Source organism: Collinsella aerofaciens (genome assembly GCF_039758815.1).
Lineage (GTDB): Bacteria > Actinomycetota > Coriobacteriia > Coriobacteriales > Coriobacteriaceae > Collinsella > Collinsella aerofaciens_BP.
Genome location: NZ_JBDMSK010000002.1, coordinates 1 through 16,962 on the forward strand (window position 1 = coordinate 1; position 16,962 = coordinate 16,962).

The following is a 16,962-nucleotide window of genomic DNA, read 5'->3' on the forward strand; positions in this document are numbered from 1 at the left end:
TCCGTCGCGGTCTACGGGGCTAACGATATGGCACCGTGGGGACACATGTATGTCAATCCTGGTCTAACAGAGCCTTATTTAATCCCCGTCCCTTTTAAACATTGGGAAATCGAGCGTGGCAAGCGGGGGTCTTCGGGGTATAAGACGGCTAATTGTATGCCGCCCTATGAAAGGAACCCTTATGCCCAGCGTTGCCGTTCTTGCCGCCGATGGCTTTGAAACGATTGAATGCCTGACCATGGTCGATGTCATGCGTCGCGGCGGCGTGCGCGCCACGCTCGTCTCGATTATGCCCACGCGCGAGGTCGTAAGCTCGCTGCAGATCCCCGTGACCTGCGATGCGCTCTTTGATGAGATCAACTTTGACGAGTACGACTGCGTCGTGCTGCCCGGCGGCCTGCCCGGTGCCACCAACCTGCGCGCCGATCAGCGCGTCTGCGACGTGGTCTGCGAGTTCGCCGCGACCAAGCACGTCGCCGCCATCTGCGCCGCCCCGTTTATCCTGGGCGAGCTCGACCTGCTCGAGGGGCGCCACGCCACGTGCTTCCCTGGCTTTGAGAAAAGCTTCCCCGAGGGCGCCTATACCGGCGAGAAGGTTACGCAAGACGGCAACATCATCACCGCCAGCGGCATGGCCCAGTCGCTCCCCTTTGCGCTTGAGCTGCTGCGCACGATCGCCGGCGACAAGGCTGTCGAGAAGGTCGCCGAGGGCATCCAACTATGATTTTGGCTTCGCAATCACCGCGCCGCATAGAGCTGATGCGCGAGGCAGGCTACAACATTCGCGTGATTCCCGCGGATATCGACGAAACGCCCTTTGATGGCGAGGCCCCGCTCACGCTTGTCGAGCGCTTGGCACGCGCCAAGGCGGCTGCCGTTGCTGCCGAGTATGCCGAGCCCAATGAGCTGACGGTCGCGGCCGACACCATCGTCACCTTCAACGGCAAGATTTTGGGCAAGCCGGCAACCGAGGGCGAGGCGCGCACCATGCTCCGTGAGCTTTCGGGCCGCACGCACCAGGTCGCAACCGGCGTCTGCATCGTTAAGGCAGGCGATACGGCCGCCCCGCATGCCGCCGAGAGCCTGTCGTTTGTCGATATGACCGACGTGACATTCTACGAGCTCACCGACGAGCAGATCGAGCACTACGTTGCCTCGGGTGAGCCCATGGATAAGGCAGGCGCCTACGGCATCCAGGGCACAGGCGGCCGCATGCTCGTGCACGATATTTCGGGCGACTTCTATAACGTGGTGGGCCTACCCATCGCCCGCGTCGCGCGCGCGATTCAAAAACTCTCGTAATTGCATCTGGCGCTGGGTATCCCCCAGCGCCTACAATTTTGGCGTACCGTACGGATCCCGACCGGGCACAAGGCGCGGCGGAAAACCGATAGGAGTTAAACATGGATACACTGCTCGAGGCCATTGACGTCTGCGATGTCGATGGCTTTTGCTATGGCAACTATACGGACGAGGAGGCCGGCACCGGTTGCACCGTAATCGTGGCACCCGAGGGCGCCACCGGCGGCGTTGACGTTCGCGGCGGTGCTCCCGCTTCGCGCGAGACCGACCTGCTGCGACCCGAGAACACCGTCGACAAGGTCCACGCCGTCTGCCTTTCGGGCGGATCGGCCTTTGGCCTCGAGGCTGCAAGCGGCGTCGCTCGCGAGCTTGAGAGCCGCGGCATCGGCCTTCCCGTCGGCCCCACGCAGGTGCCTATCGTGTGCTCGAGCTGTATCTTCGACCTCGCCTTTGGTAACCCCACCGTTCGCCCCGACATTGAGGCCGGCATCGCCGCCGTGCGCGAAGCACTCGACAACACCCCCACCAAGCTCGAACAGGGCAACGTAGGCGCCGGCACGGGCGCTACCGTGGGTAAGCTCATGGGCCCCGCTACCTGCATGAAGGCCGGCCTTGGAGCTGCCGCCGTGGCACTCGGCCCCATCAAGGTGGGCGCCGTGGTCTCGGTCAACGCCTGCGGCAACGTTGTCGACCCCTTCACCGGCGAGTGGGTCGCAGGCATGCGCGCCGCAGCCGATAGCGACCAGATCGTCGACATGGAACTCGCAGCCTTTGCCGCCGCCGGATCCATGCAGATGCCGCTCGACCGCACCAACACCACCATCAGCTGCATCGTCACCAACGTGGAACTCACTAAGGCACAAGCCACCAAGGTCTCCCAGATGGCCGCAGACGCCTACGCACACGCCATCCGCCCCACACACACCACCAACGACGGCGACGCCATCTACACCCTCGCCAGCGGCAAACTGGGCGCCCAGGCAAGCGCCGCCGTTCCCCTAGACCTGCTGGGCATGCTCGCCGTAAGGGCCCTGGAAACCGCCATCGTAAACGGAGCCAAAACCGCCAAAACCTCCCACGGCATCCCCGGTGCCGCAAAATAGTCCACTCGACCGTCGGTCGGAGACGGGCGGGCGTTACGTTTGCTGCTCTACAGTCCTATGCAAGACGAAGGCCACATTAAGTGGCCTTCTTTGCATGCGGAACTCGCGACAAACGTAATGCCCGCCCGCCTCCGACCGACTACCAACTAATATTTTTTCAGCCCAGGCCCCTGTGTACCGCGCGTCGAAGATCTTCAAATTCAAATAACCTGACAATCGATTCTTATAGCAGAGGCCCCTTGGCCTTTAGTTTGATACAAGTTCCGCACGAGCCGGAAAGCACTTAATGTGCTTTCCGTGCGAGCAGGACTGTTCGCAGTAGCAAACTAAAGGCCAAGGGGCCCAGTCAACCTATCAGCAGCGATTACTCAGCAGCTAGTTGAATTTGAAGATCTTTGAGGCAAGACGGTATAGGCCGAGTGTGGTTTTGTCACCGGCACGACCGCGCAGATTGGTGAAGAACCCGACCACACCGTAACGTGCACGACGATACATACGCTCGTCATAGGCCTTCAAATCAATCCACAGCGTCTTTAGGCGCTCGTCGGCGCAATCTTCCTCGGAAAGCTTGGTGAGCACCGAGCAAATCGCCATCATCATGGTGAAGTACCCCATCATGTACGAACGCAAGCGCGACGACTCAACATCGCTGTACAGATGGTACGACTCCATCATGATACGTGTAACACGGAACTGCTGGTCCAGACGCTTGACCATCGTTGCCTCGTTGACGCTCTGGCCTTCGCGACCGATAAAGTAGCGGTAGAGGTCGATGTCGGCGTAGTACATGGTCTTGCAACGCGGTAGCGGCACGTAGGCGTAGATGTTGTCCACATAGAACGTGTGCGGCGGCATGGGAAGGTTGGACTCGCGCAGCACATCCGTGCGATAGCACAGGCTGTGCATGAGTAGGTTCTGGTCCAGGCGGAAATGACCGATCTGATCCCAGGAAAAGATCTTTTTGCGCGGCAGGGCAAATTTGTAGCCAATAGCGGTATGCGTGCCCTCGTAAACCTTCTCGTACACGTAGTTCGAGATAAACAGGTCAACGCGCTGGTCACGCTCTTCAAAGCCACGCAGAATCGACAGTATAGTCGAAAGAGCCGCAGCATCGAGCCAGTCATCCGAGTCGACGACCTTGTAGTAGGTGCCCTGTGCCTCGCGCAGACCCGAAAGGACGGCAATACCGTGGCCGCCGTTCTCCTGGTGCACCGCGCGAATGATACCGGGATAACGTGCCTCCCACTCGTCGGCCTTATCGGCCGTCTCGTCCTTGGAGCCGTCGTCCACTACGATAATCTCGATATCGGTGGCGTAATTGCTCCCCTCCAAGATGGAGGTGATGCAATGGTCCATGTCCTTGGCGGCGTTATACGAGGGAATACCGAATGTTATGACTTTATGCATGGCAGGCGATAATCTCATCCGAAAGATCGAGGGCGGAATTGGTCACAGCGTCCATATCGTAGTAACGATACTCGGCCAGACGACCCACCGGGTGGAAGTTCGTCAGGTTCTGGACGCGCTCAAGATAGCGCTCATAGAGCTCACGGTTCTCGGGCTCAAGAATGGCGTAGTACGGCGTCTCGCCCGAGCCGGGCGTATAGGCCTTGGAATACTCCTTCATGATGGTGGTCTTGCCGGGCAGGATCTGACCGGTCATGTTCTTGAACTCGGTAATGCGCGTGTAGTCCTCGCTCGTGGTGTAGTTGACGGTGCCCACGGGCTGGAACTGGTCCATATCGAGCGTCTCGAACTTCATGTCGAGCGTGCGGTACGGTAGCGCGCCCAGATCGAGATTGAACAGCTCATCGAGCGGACCGGTGTAGACGATCTCGCCACCATAGACCTTGCCGTCGATCTTGACGGTAGTCTCGTCGATTTCAAAGAGGTCACGGGCGTCCACGTCGCAGAACACGTCGATCAGGTCGTGGTCGAGCATGTGCTCAAAGAGCGCCGTGTAGCCCTCCTGCGGCATGCCCTGGAAGGGAGCTTGCGGGAAGTAGCGGTCATCATCGCCCACAAAGACGGGAACACGGCCGGTGATCGAGGGATCAATCTGGTCGGGCGTCTGGCCCCACTGCTTCATGGTGTAATGCAAAAAGACGTTCTCGTAGACGTAATCGGCGACCTCGGCAAGATCCGGGTCGTTCTTCTTACGCAGCTCCATAATGGGCACCTTGACATCCTTGCCAAAGGTCTCCACGAGCTTCTGATACAGCTCCTCGCCGCGCTCGTCACCAAAGGCGAGCTTGAGACTCGCATGGTTGAAGGGCACGGGCATAAGGGTACCGTTGATGTTGGCGAGTACCTTGTGCTGATAATCCGTCCACTTGGTAAAGCGCGACAGGAAATTGTGCACGCGCTCGTTAAAAGTGTGATAGATATGCGGACCGTACTCGTGGATCAGGATTCCGGCCTCGTCAGTGCAGTCATAGGCATTGCCCGCAATGTGGCTACGGCGCTCCAAAACGGCAACACGATAGCCGATGGTCTCGGCAAGACGGCGGGCGCAAACGGCACCGGCATATCCAGCACCGACGACAATCATGTCGTACGCGCCGGCGTTAAAGCCTTCAGGCAGGCCTGAGGTAATCTGCATCGATACTCCTTGTCAAAAGCCACGGGCTCGTTAGCTGGGCTTTTCTCGAACATTCTTCGAGACATATTTATCAGAGCGATTATAGCGCTAATGCGTCCTATAATGAGCTTGCCACACAAGGAAAGCTCAAGCACCGCGGCGTACATAATTGAAAGGTAAACCCGCTAGCAGCGGGTTTATTCGTGAACAGCCGGGTGCCTGGAGCTTAGCGAAACGCTTGTAAGGAGTAACATGAGCGATTTCCTAAACCGTATGAAGTCTGCCGCCAAGGCCGACCTTAAGACGATCGTCCTGCCCGAGGGCGAGGATCCGCGCACCATCGTCGCGGCCACCAAGATCATCGAGGAGGGCCTGGCAAAGATCGTCATCCTGGGCAACCCCGACGAGATCAACGTTCCCGGCGCTACCGTCATCGACCCGCGCAATGCCGAGAAGCACGAGGAGTACGCGCAGAAGTTTGCCGAGCTCCGCGCCAAGAAGGGCGTTACCATCGAGCAGGCTCGCGCCCAGGTGATGGACGCCACCTACTTTGGCACCATGATGGTCAAGATGGGCGATGCCGACGGCCTGGTCTCCGGCGCCTGCCACTCCACCGCCGACACCCTGCGCCCCGCGCTTCAGATCCTCAAGACCGCCCCGGGCACCAAGCTGGTCTCGGCCTTCTTCGTGATGTGCACCGACACCCCGCAGTTCGGCACTGACGGCACGCTGATCTTCGCCGACTGCGGCCTCAACATCAACCCGTCCTCCGACGAGCTCTCCGAGATCGCCATCGCCTCCGCTCACTCCTGGTCCACCTTCATGGGCAACGTTGAGCCGCACGTGGCCATGCTCTCCTACTCCACCATGGGCTCCGCTGGCGGCGAGGTCGCCAAGAAGGTCCAGGAGGCTGTGAAGTTCTGCAAGGAGAAGGCTCCCGAGCTCGCCATCGACGGCGACCTGCAGCTCGATGCCGCTATTGTCCCCACCGTCGCCCAGCTCAAGGCTCCCGGCTCCTCCGTCGCTGGTAAGGCCAACGTGCTCGTGTTCCCCGACCTCGAGGCAGGCAACATCGGCTACAAGCTGGTCCAGCGCTTCGCTGGCGCTGACGCCTACGGCCCCATCCTGCAGGGCATCGCCAAGCCGGTTAACGACCTGTCGCGCGGCTGCTCTGCCGACGACATCGTGGGTGTCGTGGCCATCACCGCCGTCCAGGCTCAGATGGCTGAGTAGCGCACGCACTCGCCCGAAGGCCGTACGGGCTAACCCCTGAAAACGTCCTCGACCAATGAAGCGCCCCCGTTCTGCTCCTTCGGAGCTACGAACGGGGGCGCTTCTGGTCTGCGGATTGTTTTCAGGGGTTAGCCCGTACGGCCTTCTACCGCTACGTAGCAATCAGGGTATCTGGAGTGGACGGCGGCTTGGCTACGAGCTGGCGCTGAAAAACTGAATGGATGAGTGCCGTTGCTGGAGGGTCAAACGATGCAGATATGGCCACTTTGGGACCGAAATGTTGGCTGCGGTCTGATGTCTAGCCCGCCGGAAAGTGTGTCCCGGTTTGGAGGCGGATTGTGGGATGTGGCTTCCGCTTGGGGCCTGTTTGGGAAACCGTGGGACGGAATTATGCTTTATTGTGGGTCGCACTTTCCGCAACGTGCCTCAACCGGAAAGCGTGTCCCAGTATTTGCGCTCGAAATGGGATGGGGTTTCCGCCGTCCGCCTGCTAGTAAAAAAGGCCTCCGGAGCTGTTGCTCTGGAGGCCTTTCGTTTACTTGCAAATGCGTGCGTTAGTTGTTCTTGGTCAGACGCTCGACGTCGTGGGCGATCATGTATTCCTCGTCGGTGGGGATGACCATGACCGTGACGGCGGAACCGGCGGCACTGATAACCTGCGGGCCGTTGCCCACAGCCTCGCGGTTCTTGTTGTTGTCGATGCGTACGCCCAGCCACTCAAAGCAGTCGCAGAAGGCCTTGCGGATCGACCAGTCGTTCTCGCCGATGCCGGCGGTAAAGGTGATGGTGTCCACGCCCGCCATGGAGGCGATCATGGAACCGGCCTGCTGCATGGCCTTGTATGCGAACATATCGAAGGCGAGCAGGCAGCGCTCGTCACCCTCGGAGGCGCGCGTACGGATGTCGCGGGCGTCGTTGGAGATGCCCGAGATGGCAAGCAGACCAGACTGCTTGTTCATCATGTCGTCGACTTCCTGGTAACTGTATCCGCCCTCGCGCTGCAGGTAGCACACGGTGGCCGGGTCAATGGAACCACAACGGGTGCCCATCATCAGGCCGTCGAGCGGCGTGAGACCCATCGTGGTGTCGCGGCACACGCCGTCCTCGATAGCAGCGAGCGAAGCACCGTTGCCCAGATGGCACGAAAGCAGGCGGTGGCAGCGCGAGCCCAGGATCTCCTTGGCCATCATCCACTCGTAGCGGTGGCTCGTACCGTGTGCGCCGTACTTGCGCACGTGGTACTTGTCGCACACGTCCTTGGGCAGCGCGTAGGTGTAGGCGACCTCGGGCATGGTCATGTGGAACGAGGTGTCGAAGACGGCCACGTTGGGCAGCTCCGGATACTTCTCGCGGCAATATTCGATTGCCGCGGCCTCGCCGTAATTGTGCAACGGAGCGAGCGGGGCCACCTCAAGGATCTTAGCCATGACCTCATCGTCGACGACCGCGGAATCATCGAAGTGCCAGCCACCCTGAACGATGCGATGCCCAATGCCATCAATCGTAAAGTCGGTCTTCTCGAGCTCCTCGAGCACGCGAGCGATAGCAGAGCGATGATCGGGGAAGGGGACCTCCTCGGTCTGCTTGGCGCCACCGTTCTCGGAGTGGCCGAAGATGCCCATGCCCGATCCGATACGCTCGCAGTTGCCCTTGGCGAAAACCTCGCGGGTATCGGTATCCAAAAGCTGATATTTAAGGCTTGAGCTGCCGGCGTTGACAACAAGTACGTTCATGAGACTCCTTTGCAGTGCAATACGGTCGACGCAGACCCCTTAAGGCGGCCGCATTTTAATAAGAAGTTATCACAACTTAATAAATAGCTATCAGGCATATCGCCCAACGAGCATAAAAGGGGGGCCGAACGGCGCTCGGTCGTCCAGCCCCTCCCCTCTTGCAATTACTTGCCGTTGACGATGCGCTCGACGTCGGAAGCGATCATGAACTCCTCGTCCGTGGGGATGACGAAAATCTTGACCTTGGAATCCTTGGCGGACAGGCACCAAGCGCCGTCGCCACGCAGGGCGTTGCGGGCATGATCCATCTTGACGCCCATAAAGGCCAGACGGTCGGCCACGCCAGCGCGGACAGCCGGAGCGTGCTCGCCGATGCCGGCAGTAAAGACCAGGGTGTCCATACCGCACATAGAAGTAGCCATCTCGGCAACCTTGGCGGCAATCTTGTAGACAAACATGTCGAAGGCGAGCTGAGCATCGGGGTCACCAGCGGCGGCGAGCTCCTCGACGTTGCGGCAGTCGTTGGTCTTGCCGCCGGTCACAGCCAAAAGGCCGGACTTCTTGTTCATCATCTCGTCGACCTCGTCGAAGGTGTAGCCACCCTCGCGCTGCAGGTAGCACACGGTAGCCGGGTCGATGGAGCCGCAGCGGGTGCCCATCATGACGCCGTCGAGTGGCGTCAAGCCCATGGTGGTGTCCATGCACTTGCCGTCCTCGATGGCGCACAGGGAAGCGCCGGAGCCGATATGGCACACGACGACCTTGCGGGCCTCGCCGTTGGTCATCTCGGCGATCTTCTTGGAGATGTAGCGATAGCTGGTGCCGTGGGCGCCGTACTTACGGATGTGCAGCTTGTCGCAAACATCCTTGGGAAGGGCATAGGTCTTGGCAACCTCGGGCATGTTGAAGTGGAAAGCGGTGTCGTAGACCGTGACGTTGGGCAGGTCGGGATACTGCTCCAGGCAGTACTCGATAACGTTGGCCTCGGGGTTGTTGTGCAGCGGCGCCAGCGGAGCGACCTCGCGGATCTTGGCGAGAACGTCCTCGTCGACGAGGGAGGAGTCGCCAAAGTACCAGCCGCCCTGAACGATACGGTGACCAATGCCCTCGATCTTGACGCCGTTGGCCTCGAGGTCCTTCAGAACGACCTCGATGGCGACCTTGTGGTCGGGGAACTCGATGTTCTCGGTCACCTTCTTGGAACCGTTGGCAGCGTGGGTGAAGGTACCGCCGGTAAAGCAGACGCGCTCGCAGGAGCCCTTTGCGGACACCTTGTGGGACTTGGTATCGATGACCTGATACTTAAGGGTCGAAGATCCTGCGTTGACGACCAGAACGTTCATGTGTCTCCCTACTAACAGGCGGTGTGGCGCCGCCAGGTTACATACGCTTCAATAATAAACCCAAACGCCCTCGCGCTCGGGTTTATTGCGTTGATATATAAGTTATCGGTGCCTGAGCTTCCGTTTCATTGCACGGAAGAGGCGTCCTCAGATGAGGTTCTCGCCCAGGTTCTTGCCGCCGAGAACGTGCATGTGGAAGTGCATGACGGTCTGGCCGGCGTTGACGCCCTTGTTGGAGATGACGCGGAAACCGTCCTCCAAGCCCTTGGCCTTAGCGACCTCCTGGATGGCGTGAGCCATGGCGCCCATGGTCTCGGCCGGCACGTTATCGGCGATATCGCTGTAGTGCTTCTTGGGGATCACGAGCGTGTGGACCGGCGCCTGGGGGTTGAGGTCGTCGAAGGCGATGACCTGGTCGTCCTCATAGACAACGGTCGAGGGGATCTCGTGGTTGGCAATTTTGCAGAAGATGCAATCGCACATGGTTGGTTCCTTTCTCACAGACCAAGGTAATTATATTTGGTCGGGATGGTTAGAACGAGAGGTTGTCGTCCGTGTTGGCGGCTTCGCCGTCGGCAAGCACGTCGTTGCCGTCGACGTCCTTAAGAAGCACCGAGACCTTCTGCTCGGCATCGGCCAAGCGTGTGCGCAGGCTCTTGAGGAGCTCGACGCCGCGGGTGTAGCTCTCGAGCGACTCCTCGAGCTCCATGTCGCCCGACTCCAGGCTGCGGATGATGAGCTCCAGCTCCTGCGAGGCCTGCTTGTACGTAAGCTGCTCGACCGGGGTCTTCTCTGCCATATCTATTTCCTTTCCCAAAGGTTTATCACTGTAAAACGCGGTCTATTCGACCGTATTGACCGTTGCCGCAACGTTACCGTCTGCCATGCGCACACGGATGGCGTCGCCGGGCTTAAAGGTCTTGGCGCTCGTGGCCACACCATCAACGCTGTACGCGATGGAATAGCCGCGGGCGAGCACCTTGAGCGGCGACAGGGCATCGAGCGAAGCCGCTGCACGGCCCAGGTCGGACGCTGGCTTGCTGAGCATCGTGCGCCCCTGATGCTCCAGGCGGGAGCTTGCGAGCGTGAGCGCATGGCGCTTACCATCGAGCCCCGAGGTGCTTGTAACCAGACGCTCGGGCAAACGCTCAAAGTTGGAGCGAAATGTCCCGACCGAGCGTACTATGGCACCCGACAGGCGATCGGCAGTCAGCGCAAGCTCCGATTCGCGACGCTCGACCATAAACGTTGGGTCGTTGAGGCACGGGCGGCACGCAGCCGCATCGAGCGCATCGCCCAAGCGAGCCGTATAGGTATCCCAGGCACGGCGACCGCGCTGATCGAGCATCTCCAGGTCGACCTGGGCCGACCCAATCATCGATGCCATCGCAGCACCCAGACGTTGATAGCGCGCCTCGAGCACATCGGCCAACTCCGTCATAGCCGGCGCCACCGATTCGGCCGCCGCCGTAGGCGTGGAGGCGCGACGGTCGCTCACCATGTCGCAAATCGAGGTATCGGGCTCATGGCCAATGCCGGTCACCACGGGCACGGGACAAGCCGCCACCGCGCGGGCAAGCTCCTCGTCATTAAAGGTCATGAGGTCCTCAAAGGAGCCGCCGCCGCGCACCAACAAAATACAGTCGGGCGCCGGCGTAATGGAAGCGGCGCGGCGCAGGCCCTCAATGAGCTCTGTCGGCGCACCCTCGCCTTGTACCTTGGCACCCACGCAGACGAGCTCGACGAGAGGGTTGCGACGACGCAATGTGCGCTTGACGTCGTCGATTACGGCACCCGAAAGCGAGGTGACGACCGCCACGCGGGAGCAGAACACCGGGATGCGGCGCTTGCGCGCTTCGTCCATCAGACCCTCACGGCGTAGCTTTTCGGCCAGTTGCGCCACTTGTTGACGCAGCAGACCCTCCCCCGCCAGCGAAAACGAGCGAGCGACAAAGCTCATGCGGCCCGTAGCCTTATAGAGATTGAAGCTGCCCTTAAAGCTCACCTGCATACCGTCGCGCAGATCGAACGTGCGCTTGAGATAGGCACCCTTCCAAATGATGCAGTCAACGGCGGCCGAATCGTCCTTGATCTGGAAATAGCAGTGGCCGCTTCGGGCGTTAGGACCACGAAAACCCGTGACCTCGCCCAAGACGCTCAGCTGCGGAATGGCATCGAGCGCACCGGCGGCGATCTCCACCGCCTGGCTCACGCTGAGCTCCTTGCGCTCTTGCTCGTCCGAACCGTCGAACTCGGCGGAAACGGCATTACCGGTTAGGTTCCAGCCTGCCACGCAGCCTCCTTTCGTTATCGAGCACAGAGGCTCCGGCCCCGTGCGAAATTAAGTCCAACACATAGTACAGCGCCGCGAGGACACGAATCCCCGCGGCGCCTGCCTGTCCCATTTGTTATCGGTTGGAGTTTCTGTTGTAGCGAGCCATAAGGTAGAGCAACTGAATGATCGAAGTGAGCGCTGCAGCCACATAGGTAAGCGCGGCTGCCGTCAGTACCTTCTTGGCGCCGTTGACCTGCTTGGAGCTCATGCCCGACTGCTCGATGTACGACACAGCACGTCGGCTGGCGTCAATCTCGACAGGCAACGTAACGAGTTGGAACAGCACACTAAACGAGAAGAAGATCAACGCGAGGGTCGTGAGCCCGGCAATGTTCATAAACAGGCCCAAGAGTAACACGATGGTCCAGGTGTTCTGGGTAAAGTTGACGACCGGCACGAGGGCGGTACGCACTTTCATCATGGCATAGCCGCTTTGACGCTGGGCGGCATGGCCCGCCTCGTGGCAGGCGACGGCAACGCTTGCGACCGAACCGCCCGAACGGTTGGCATCCGACAGATACAGGTTGTTGTCCTGCGGGTTGTAATGGTCGGTGAGCTCGCCAGCGACACCCTTGATACCCACGGCGCTACAACCGTTGGCATCGAGCATGCGGCGAGCGACTGTGGCACCCGTATCGCCGTCCGAGCGAACCTTGGACCAGGTTTTGTACGTCGAGTTGATATAGTTCTGTGCGGCAAGGCCAAGCACCGTGCAGACAAGAACAACCAGCAGGTACAGCGGGTCGATGCCAAAGCCGTATCCATAGTAATAAGGCATGCGAATTCCTCCGAGTCGAGTTACACGTTGGAGGCATTTTACCCACTCAACCGGCTAGGCTTCCCTACAGGAGCTCGATTTTGCCGTCCTTCACCGTCAACCCCATATTGCCGGAAAGCAGATCGTCCAGGCGCGAGCCCACAAGCTCAAAGCGCCAACCTTCGCGCAGGCGGCTCTGCTCGGGATGCTCAATGTAGTCGGCCAGGTCATCGCGCGAGGCAATGACCGAGGTCGCAACGCCTGAGCGCTCGGCAACCAGGCGGATAAGCGCATACATAAGGTCAGTCACGCTCTCCAGCTCCGGCGAAATCTGACGATGTCCGCGCACCAAGAGCGGCAGGCGATCGTGCGGACAGCTCGCACCGCGCTTGATGGCCATGAGCGCACCGTCCACGTCGCGCTCCCCCAATTGATCGGTACCGCGAATGCTACGGAACTCCTCAACGCGCACGGGATTGCGCTTAACGAGCGCTAGCAGCGTGTCGTCGGACATGACCCACTTGCGTGGGATGTTGCGCCGCTCGGCGCGGTCCTCGCGCCAGGCGGCGAGCTCGCGCGCGATACCCAGCTGATGACGGCTGCACGAATTGATGCGCTTGACCTTGCGGAACGCCTCGTGGCGATCGGCGCGATAGTGCGACTCGTCAGCCAGCGGGCGCAGCTCGTCGAGCACCCAGTCCACACGGCCCAGCTCGCGCAGGCGGCTCATCATCTCGGTATAGGCGACGATCAGGTACTTGACGTCATCGATCGCATACTCAATCTGCTTATCGGTCAGCGGGCGGCGCGACCAGTCGGTCAGTGACTCGGTCTTGGGCAGCGATACGCCGCAGAACGTCTGAACAAGCGCGCCATACGAAATCTGCTGGCGCTCGCCCAAAAAGGCGGCGGCGACCTGCGTATCGAAAATCGGTCGTGGCAGCACGCCCACGGTATGGAGCATGACCTCCATATCCTGCGAGCACGCGTGGAAGACCTTGGTCACGCTCTCGTCGGCCATAAGCTCGGCCAGCGGCGATAGGTCGTCGATTACCAGGGGATCGACCGCGACGCTCTCAGCAGGGGTGGCAATCTGAACCAAACATAGACGCGGATGGAACGTGCGCTCGCGCAAAAACTCGGTATCGACGGCAATCGCGTCGAACTCACGGGCGCGCTGGCAAAAGTCGAGTAGAGCCTGATGTGTGGAAATGTACATATCAACCCATCGAATAAGGTTAGGCCCGAAAAACACGGGTAGGATATCGGCATTGCCTTACAACTATACTCGGTTAGTCACAGAACGGGAACGTAAGTATGCGCTGCCTTATCATCCACAACCCGGCATCGGGCCCCAGCTCAGATGAAATCTACGCATTCACGCACGCCCTCGCGCAGGGCGGCGACGAGGTCGTGATGCGTTTTATCGGCGATGGCATGGAGCCCGAGGACGCCGTGGCAGACGTGCGCGAGTTTGATCGCGTGGTCGTTTCGGGCGGCGACGGCACCGTCTCCAACGTGCTCGACCAGATGCGCGGATGCGGTGTCCCCACGCTCGTCTTCCCCTCCGGTACAGCCTGCCTGTTCTTCAACAACATCGGCAATGCCCCCGAGGCAGCGGCGCTCGCCAAGGCCTGCCGCGCCGGTCGCACGGTCAAAGTCGACATGGGCGAGCTCTTTTGGCTCGACGAGAACGGCAACGAGAAGCGCCACGGCTTCATCATCATCGCCGGCTCGGGCTTCGACGCCGAGATCATGATGAAGGCCGCCCCCACCAAAAACGACATCGGCGAGATCGCCTACTTCCTCTCTGCACTCGCCACGCCCAACCCTACGGTAGCGCACTTTACCATTGAGCATGACGGCATTGTCGAGGAGCTCGACGGCATCTGCTGCATGGCCGGCAATACCTCGGTCATCCAAAACGACATCAACCTGTTCCCCGACTGCCGCATGAACGATGGCATGGTCGACATTGCAGTCATCGAACCCGTGCGCACCGTGCAGCTGCTGCCTACCGTGATCACCGCTGCGCTTGACCCCGCCGGCAAGGTACTCGGGCGCCCGCAGTTCAAGATCATCCAGACCAAGGAAGCCAAAATCACCTGCACCCCGTCGCTGGGCATGCAGTTCGATGGCGAGATTATCTCCAGCAATTCGGGCGTCTTTGGAGCCCGCGCGCTTCCGCAATGCCTCGACCTCATCGTCGACGAATTCTCCCCGCTCGGAAAATAGGAGGACCCCATGAACGACAATCCCCTGATCGGCTTTATTGTCATCGTCTTGGCCATGCTCGTCGGTTACGCCATCAACGTGATTCACCGCCGAAAGAAGTAAATCCACATTGGTATGATATTCATCCAGTTATCGACTCTCCCGCTGTTTATGCAAATCCTAAACAGCGGGAGAGTTTTCTTTTTGAGCACCGTCTAATGCTTTATTCAGCTACAGTAAATGCAGGGTGCCTTTATTTAACTAAAGCCATAAAATGAGTATTATTATCCGTTCATCGTATATTTCCACACGCTCATCGAGTAAAAGCTGTTGTCGAGTGAATACTCTTTACACTTCCTTTAGGCTAGTAGATGTATTTATTAGCTGAAACTCCGTACGGTTTCGCGGGGTTTCAACAGTTGGGAGGGATTATGAGGTTTACTCATCCTGTCAACATGCTCAAGAAGCTCGGCTGCGGCCTTGCGTTTGGAGCAGCGGCCATCATGGCCATGCCGACTTCGGCACTCGCCTGCACCCAGATCTACATGGGCAGCAAGCTCACGGCAGACGGCAACACGTACTACGGCCGTTCCGAGGACTTCGGTCCGCGCTACATCAAGCACTTTGGCATTGAGCCCGCACACAAGGACGGCAACGAGTACACCTCGGTCGAGTCCGGTTTTGAGTACAAGTCCAAGGGCGCAACCTACCGCTACACCTTCGTTCGCGACAACCCCTCGCAGTGGGAAGATCGCTACGACGCATATTCCGAGGCAGGCATCAACGAGAAGGGCGTCTCCTGCTCTGCCACGTTGAGCACCTCCTATAACGAGAAGGCCGAAGAGGCCGACCCCATCACCGAGGAGACTGGCATTGGCGAATACAGCTATGCCAGCGTCATCCTGGGCGAGAGTGCCACGGCCCGCGAGGGTGTCGAGCTCCTCGGCAGCCTGATTGACGAGCAGGGCGTCTGCTCCAACGACCAGATCATCATTGCCGACAACAACGAGACCTGGTTGTTTGCAGCGCTTTCCGGCCATCAGTGGATTGCTATGAAGCTCGCCGATGACATCGCCTCGCTCAACCCCAACATCGGCAACCTCACCTATAACGTCGACCTCGATGACACCGAGAACTGTCTCCATTCCGAGGGCATCGAGTCCATGCCTAAGGAGAAGGGCTTTGCCGAGTACACCGACGGCAAGTTCGACGTCGCCAAGACCTACGGCGAGGAGATTAGCGAGGCCGGTATGCACCAGTGGTCGCGCTATATCCAGGGTCGTGATTACTTCATGGCTCCGCTTGCCGAGGGCACCGACTACGAGATCGTCAAGGACGAGCGCGAAGAGGCTCGCGCCACGACCGGCGCCCTGGTCCACGAGATGCAGCCGCTGTTCTTCCAGCCCGGCAAGTCCGACTGGAACACCTTTGAGATGATTCGTTCCTTCGCCGCTCGCGGCGAGAATGTCGCCGGCCTCAACGCCAACACCGACGGCGCCTATGCCATCGGCTCCAACCGCAACACCGAGATCCACACCTTCCAGATCCGTCAGGGCATGGACCCCGAGATCGCGACCATTCAGTGGGAGATGCTCTCCAACGCCGAATTCTCCGTCGCCATCCCCTTCTACTCCGCACTGCTCACCGAGGTCAGCCCCTACTTCAGCGATCAGGATGTCTCCTTCGATCACTGCGAAGAGGAAGACGTCGTGAACAACGAGGAGCCCAAGAACTCCATCAACTACGTCCTCATGGACATCAACACGCTCGCCTATGAGAACCGCGACCACTGCGCCACCGGCGTCCGCGCCTATCTCGACGCCCTGCAGAAGGAACTCATCGAGCAGAACCTGACCGTCGACGAGGCCATGCAGGCCGAAGAAGGCACCGAGGCCCGTACCGCCCTGGCCAACAAGGCCGGCAAGGCTGCAACCAAGAACACCTATGTTAAGTGCAAGGCCATGCTCGAGGAGATGCGCGACTACCTCAAGGAGGGCGATTTCTCCGAGGAGTTCGTCCCGAGCGACTACGATGCCGACAACGACTGCCTGGTCGAATCCATCACCTACGCCGACGAGGCCCTTTCCGATGAGGACGTGACCGAGCCAGAGGCCGAAGAGGAAGAGGTCACCGAGGAGAAGTCCGAGGGCAACAACATGGCCGCCATGGCCGTTGGCGCCGTCGTCATCATCGGTGTCTGCGTCTACGTGATCTATCGTCGCAAGAAGGCCTAAGACCCTCATGTCCTAGCTGAGCGGGCGGGGCACATGAGTCACCTCGCCCGCTTAACCCGCCTTTTGACCGGCGGGAAACACCGCTGAAATCTTTTCAAAAAAGATTTCCCCGCACACACTTTGCTGT

The 16,962-nt window shown here is 59.8% G+C and carries 15 protein-coding genes; 6 read left to right on the forward strand and 9 right to left on the reverse strand.

Annotated elements, in window-relative coordinates:
* Positions 1-181: 181 nt before the first annotated feature.
* The 3 genes from ABHT90_RS01560 to ABHT90_RS01570 all read left to right on the forward strand — a co-directional run bounded on the left by ABHT90_RS01560 (position 182) and on the right by ABHT90_RS01570 (position 2,405).
* On the forward strand, positions 182-724 hold the full coding sequence (locus tag ABHT90_RS01560; protein ID WP_022094094.1) for a DJ-1 family glyoxalase III: 543 nt from the start codon (positions 182-184) through the stop codon (positions 722-724).
* A complete protein-coding gene (locus ABHT90_RS01565; RefSeq protein WP_346979363.1) occupies positions 721-1,302 on the forward strand; it encodes a Maf family protein in 582 nt (193 codons plus the stop codon). The genes ABHT90_RS01560 and ABHT90_RS01565 overlap by 4 nt, the downstream gene beginning before the upstream one ends.
* 101 nt (positions 1,303-1,403) lie before the next feature.
* Positions 1,404-2,405 (forward strand): P1 family peptidase, encoded by a 1,002-nt coding sequence (locus ABHT90_RS01570; protein ID WP_346981382.1) that lies wholly within the window; start codon positions 1,404-1,406, stop codon positions 2,403-2,405.
* A 375-nt stretch (positions 2,406-2,780) separates the two neighbouring features.
* On the opposite strand, the gene ABHT90_RS01575 is transcribed toward ABHT90_RS01570, so the two are convergent.
* Positions 2,781-3,812: a glycosyltransferase family 2 protein gene (locus ABHT90_RS01575; protein ID WP_346979365.1), complete on the reverse strand. Its 1,032-nt coding sequence runs from the start codon at positions 3,810-3,812 to the stop codon at positions 2,781-2,783.
* Positions 3,805-5,007 (reverse strand): UDP-galactopyranose mutase, encoded by a 1,203-nt coding sequence (gene glf / locus ABHT90_RS01580; protein WP_006234295.1) that lies wholly within the window; start codon positions 5,005-5,007, stop codon positions 3,805-3,807. The genes ABHT90_RS01575 and glf overlap by 8 nt, the downstream gene beginning before the upstream one ends.
* A 231-nt stretch (positions 5,008-5,238) precedes the next feature.
* Between glf and pta the strand changes: the two genes are divergently transcribed.
* Positions 5,239-6,219, forward strand: coding sequence for a phosphate acetyltransferase (gene pta, locus ABHT90_RS01585; RefSeq protein ID WP_006234296.1), 981 nt, complete (start codon positions 5,239-5,241; stop codon positions 6,217-6,219).
* A gap of 554 nt (positions 6,220-6,773) precedes the next feature.
* On the opposite strand, the gene ABHT90_RS01590 is transcribed toward pta, so the two are convergent.
* The 7 genes from ABHT90_RS01590 to rnd form a co-directional block, all read right to left on the reverse strand.
* Positions 6,774-7,952 carry an acetate/propionate family kinase gene (locus ABHT90_RS01590; protein WP_138374492.1) on the reverse strand — a complete coding sequence of 393 codons (1,179 nt, stop codon included), beginning with the start codon at positions 7,950-7,952 and terminating at the stop codon, positions 6,774-6,776.
* 164 nt (positions 7,953-8,116) lie between these two features.
* Positions 8,117-9,295 (reverse strand): acetate/propionate family kinase, encoded by a 1,179-nt coding sequence (locus ABHT90_RS01595; RefSeq protein WP_138374493.1) that lies wholly within the window; start codon positions 9,293-9,295, stop codon positions 8,117-8,119.
* A 147-nt stretch (positions 9,296-9,442) separates the two neighbouring features.
* The gene (locus ABHT90_RS01600) at positions 9,443-9,778 is read right to left on the reverse strand and encodes a histidine triad nucleotide-binding protein (protein WP_035137921.1); all 336 of its coding nucleotides are present in this window, start codon (positions 9,776-9,778) and stop codon (positions 9,443-9,445) included.
* Between the two features lie 49 nt (positions 9,779-9,827).
* The gene (xseB, locus tag ABHT90_RS01605) at positions 9,828-10,094 is read right to left on the reverse strand and encodes an exodeoxyribonuclease VII small subunit (RefSeq protein WP_161144749.1); all 267 of its coding nucleotides are present in this window, start codon (positions 10,092-10,094) and stop codon (positions 9,828-9,830) included.
* A 42-nt stretch (positions 10,095-10,136) separates the two neighbouring features.
* Positions 10,137-11,588, reverse strand: a complete 1,452-nt coding sequence (gene xseA, locus ABHT90_RS01610; protein WP_346979367.1) for an exodeoxyribonuclease VII large subunit — start codon at positions 11,586-11,588, stop codon at positions 10,137-10,139.
* A 115-nt stretch (positions 11,589-11,703) separates the two neighbouring features.
* Positions 11,704-12,408 carry a zinc metallopeptidase gene (locus tag ABHT90_RS01615; RefSeq protein ID WP_346981383.1) on the reverse strand — a complete coding sequence of 235 codons (705 nt, stop codon included), beginning with the start codon at positions 12,406-12,408 and terminating at the stop codon, positions 11,704-11,706.
* A gap of 64 nt (positions 12,409-12,472) precedes the next feature.
* Positions 12,473-13,606, reverse strand: coding sequence for a ribonuclease D (gene rnd / locus ABHT90_RS01620; RefSeq protein WP_148345575.1), 1,134 nt, complete (start codon positions 13,604-13,606; stop codon positions 12,473-12,475).
* A gap of 98 nt (positions 13,607-13,704) precedes the next feature.
* Here rnd and ABHT90_RS01625 point away from each other — a divergent pair, with 98 nt between their 5' ends.
* Together ABHT90_RS01625 and ABHT90_RS01630 are read left to right on the forward strand one after the other, a co-directional pair.
* The gene (locus ABHT90_RS01625) at positions 13,705-14,622 is read left to right on the forward strand and encodes a diacylglycerol/lipid kinase family protein (RefSeq protein ID WP_055309791.1); all 918 of its coding nucleotides are present in this window, start codon (positions 13,705-13,707) and stop codon (positions 14,620-14,622) included.
* Between the two features lie 410 nt (positions 14,623-15,032).
* Positions 15,033-16,835 carry a C69 family dipeptidase gene (locus ABHT90_RS01630; RefSeq protein WP_346979368.1) on the forward strand — a complete coding sequence of 601 codons (1,803 nt, stop codon included), beginning with the start codon at positions 15,033-15,035 and terminating at the stop codon, positions 16,833-16,835.
* Positions 16,836-16,962 lie beyond the last annotated feature (127 nt).

Coding starts and splice junctions, on each gene's coding strand:
- ABHT90_RS01560 (WP_022094094.1), top strand. CDS start 182: ATGCCCAGCGTTGCCGTTCTTGCCGCCGATGGCTTTGAAACGATTGAA.
- ABHT90_RS01565 (WP_346979363.1), top strand. CDS start 721: ATGATTTTGGCTTCGCAATCACCGCGCCGCATAGAGCTGATGCGCGAG.
- ABHT90_RS01570 (WP_346981382.1), top strand. CDS start 1,404: ATGGATACACTGCTCGAGGCCATTGACGTCTGCGATGTCGATGGCTTT.
- ABHT90_RS01575 (WP_346979365.1), bottom strand. CDS start 3,812: ATGCATAAAGTCATAACATTCGGTATTCCCTCGTATAACGCCGCCAAG.
- glf (WP_006234295.1), bottom strand. CDS start 5,007: ATGCAGATTACCTCAGGCCTGCCTGAAGGCTTTAACGCCGGCGCGTAC.
- pta (WP_006234296.1), top strand. CDS start 5,239: ATGAGCGATTTCCTAAACCGTATGAAGTCTGCCGCCAAGGCCGACCTT.
- ABHT90_RS01590 (WP_138374492.1), bottom strand. CDS start 7,952: ATGAACGTACTTGTTGTCAACGCCGGCAGCTCAAGCCTTAAATATCAG.
- ABHT90_RS01595 (WP_138374493.1), bottom strand. CDS start 9,295: ATGAACGTTCTGGTCGTCAACGCAGGATCTTCGACCCTTAAGTATCAG.
- ABHT90_RS01600 (WP_035137921.1), bottom strand. CDS start 9,778: ATGTGCGATTGCATCTTCTGCAAAATTGCCAACCACGAGATCCCCTCG.
- xseB (WP_161144749.1), bottom strand. CDS start 10,094: ATGGCAGAGAAGACCCCGGTCGAGCAGCTTACGTACAAGCAGGCCTCG.
- ABHT90_RS01615 (WP_346981383.1), bottom strand. CDS start 12,408: ATGCCTTATTACTATGGATACGGCTTTGGCATCGACCCGCTGTACCTG.
- rnd (WP_148345575.1), bottom strand. CDS start 13,606: ATGTACATTTCCACACATCAGGCTCTACTCGACTTTTGCCAGCGCGCC.
- ABHT90_RS01625 (WP_055309791.1), top strand. CDS start 13,705: ATGCGCTGCCTTATCATCCACAACCCGGCATCGGGCCCCAGCTCAGAT.
- ABHT90_RS01630 (WP_346979368.1), top strand. CDS start 15,033: ATGAGGTTTACTCATCCTGTCAACATGCTCAAGAAGCTCGGCTGCGGC.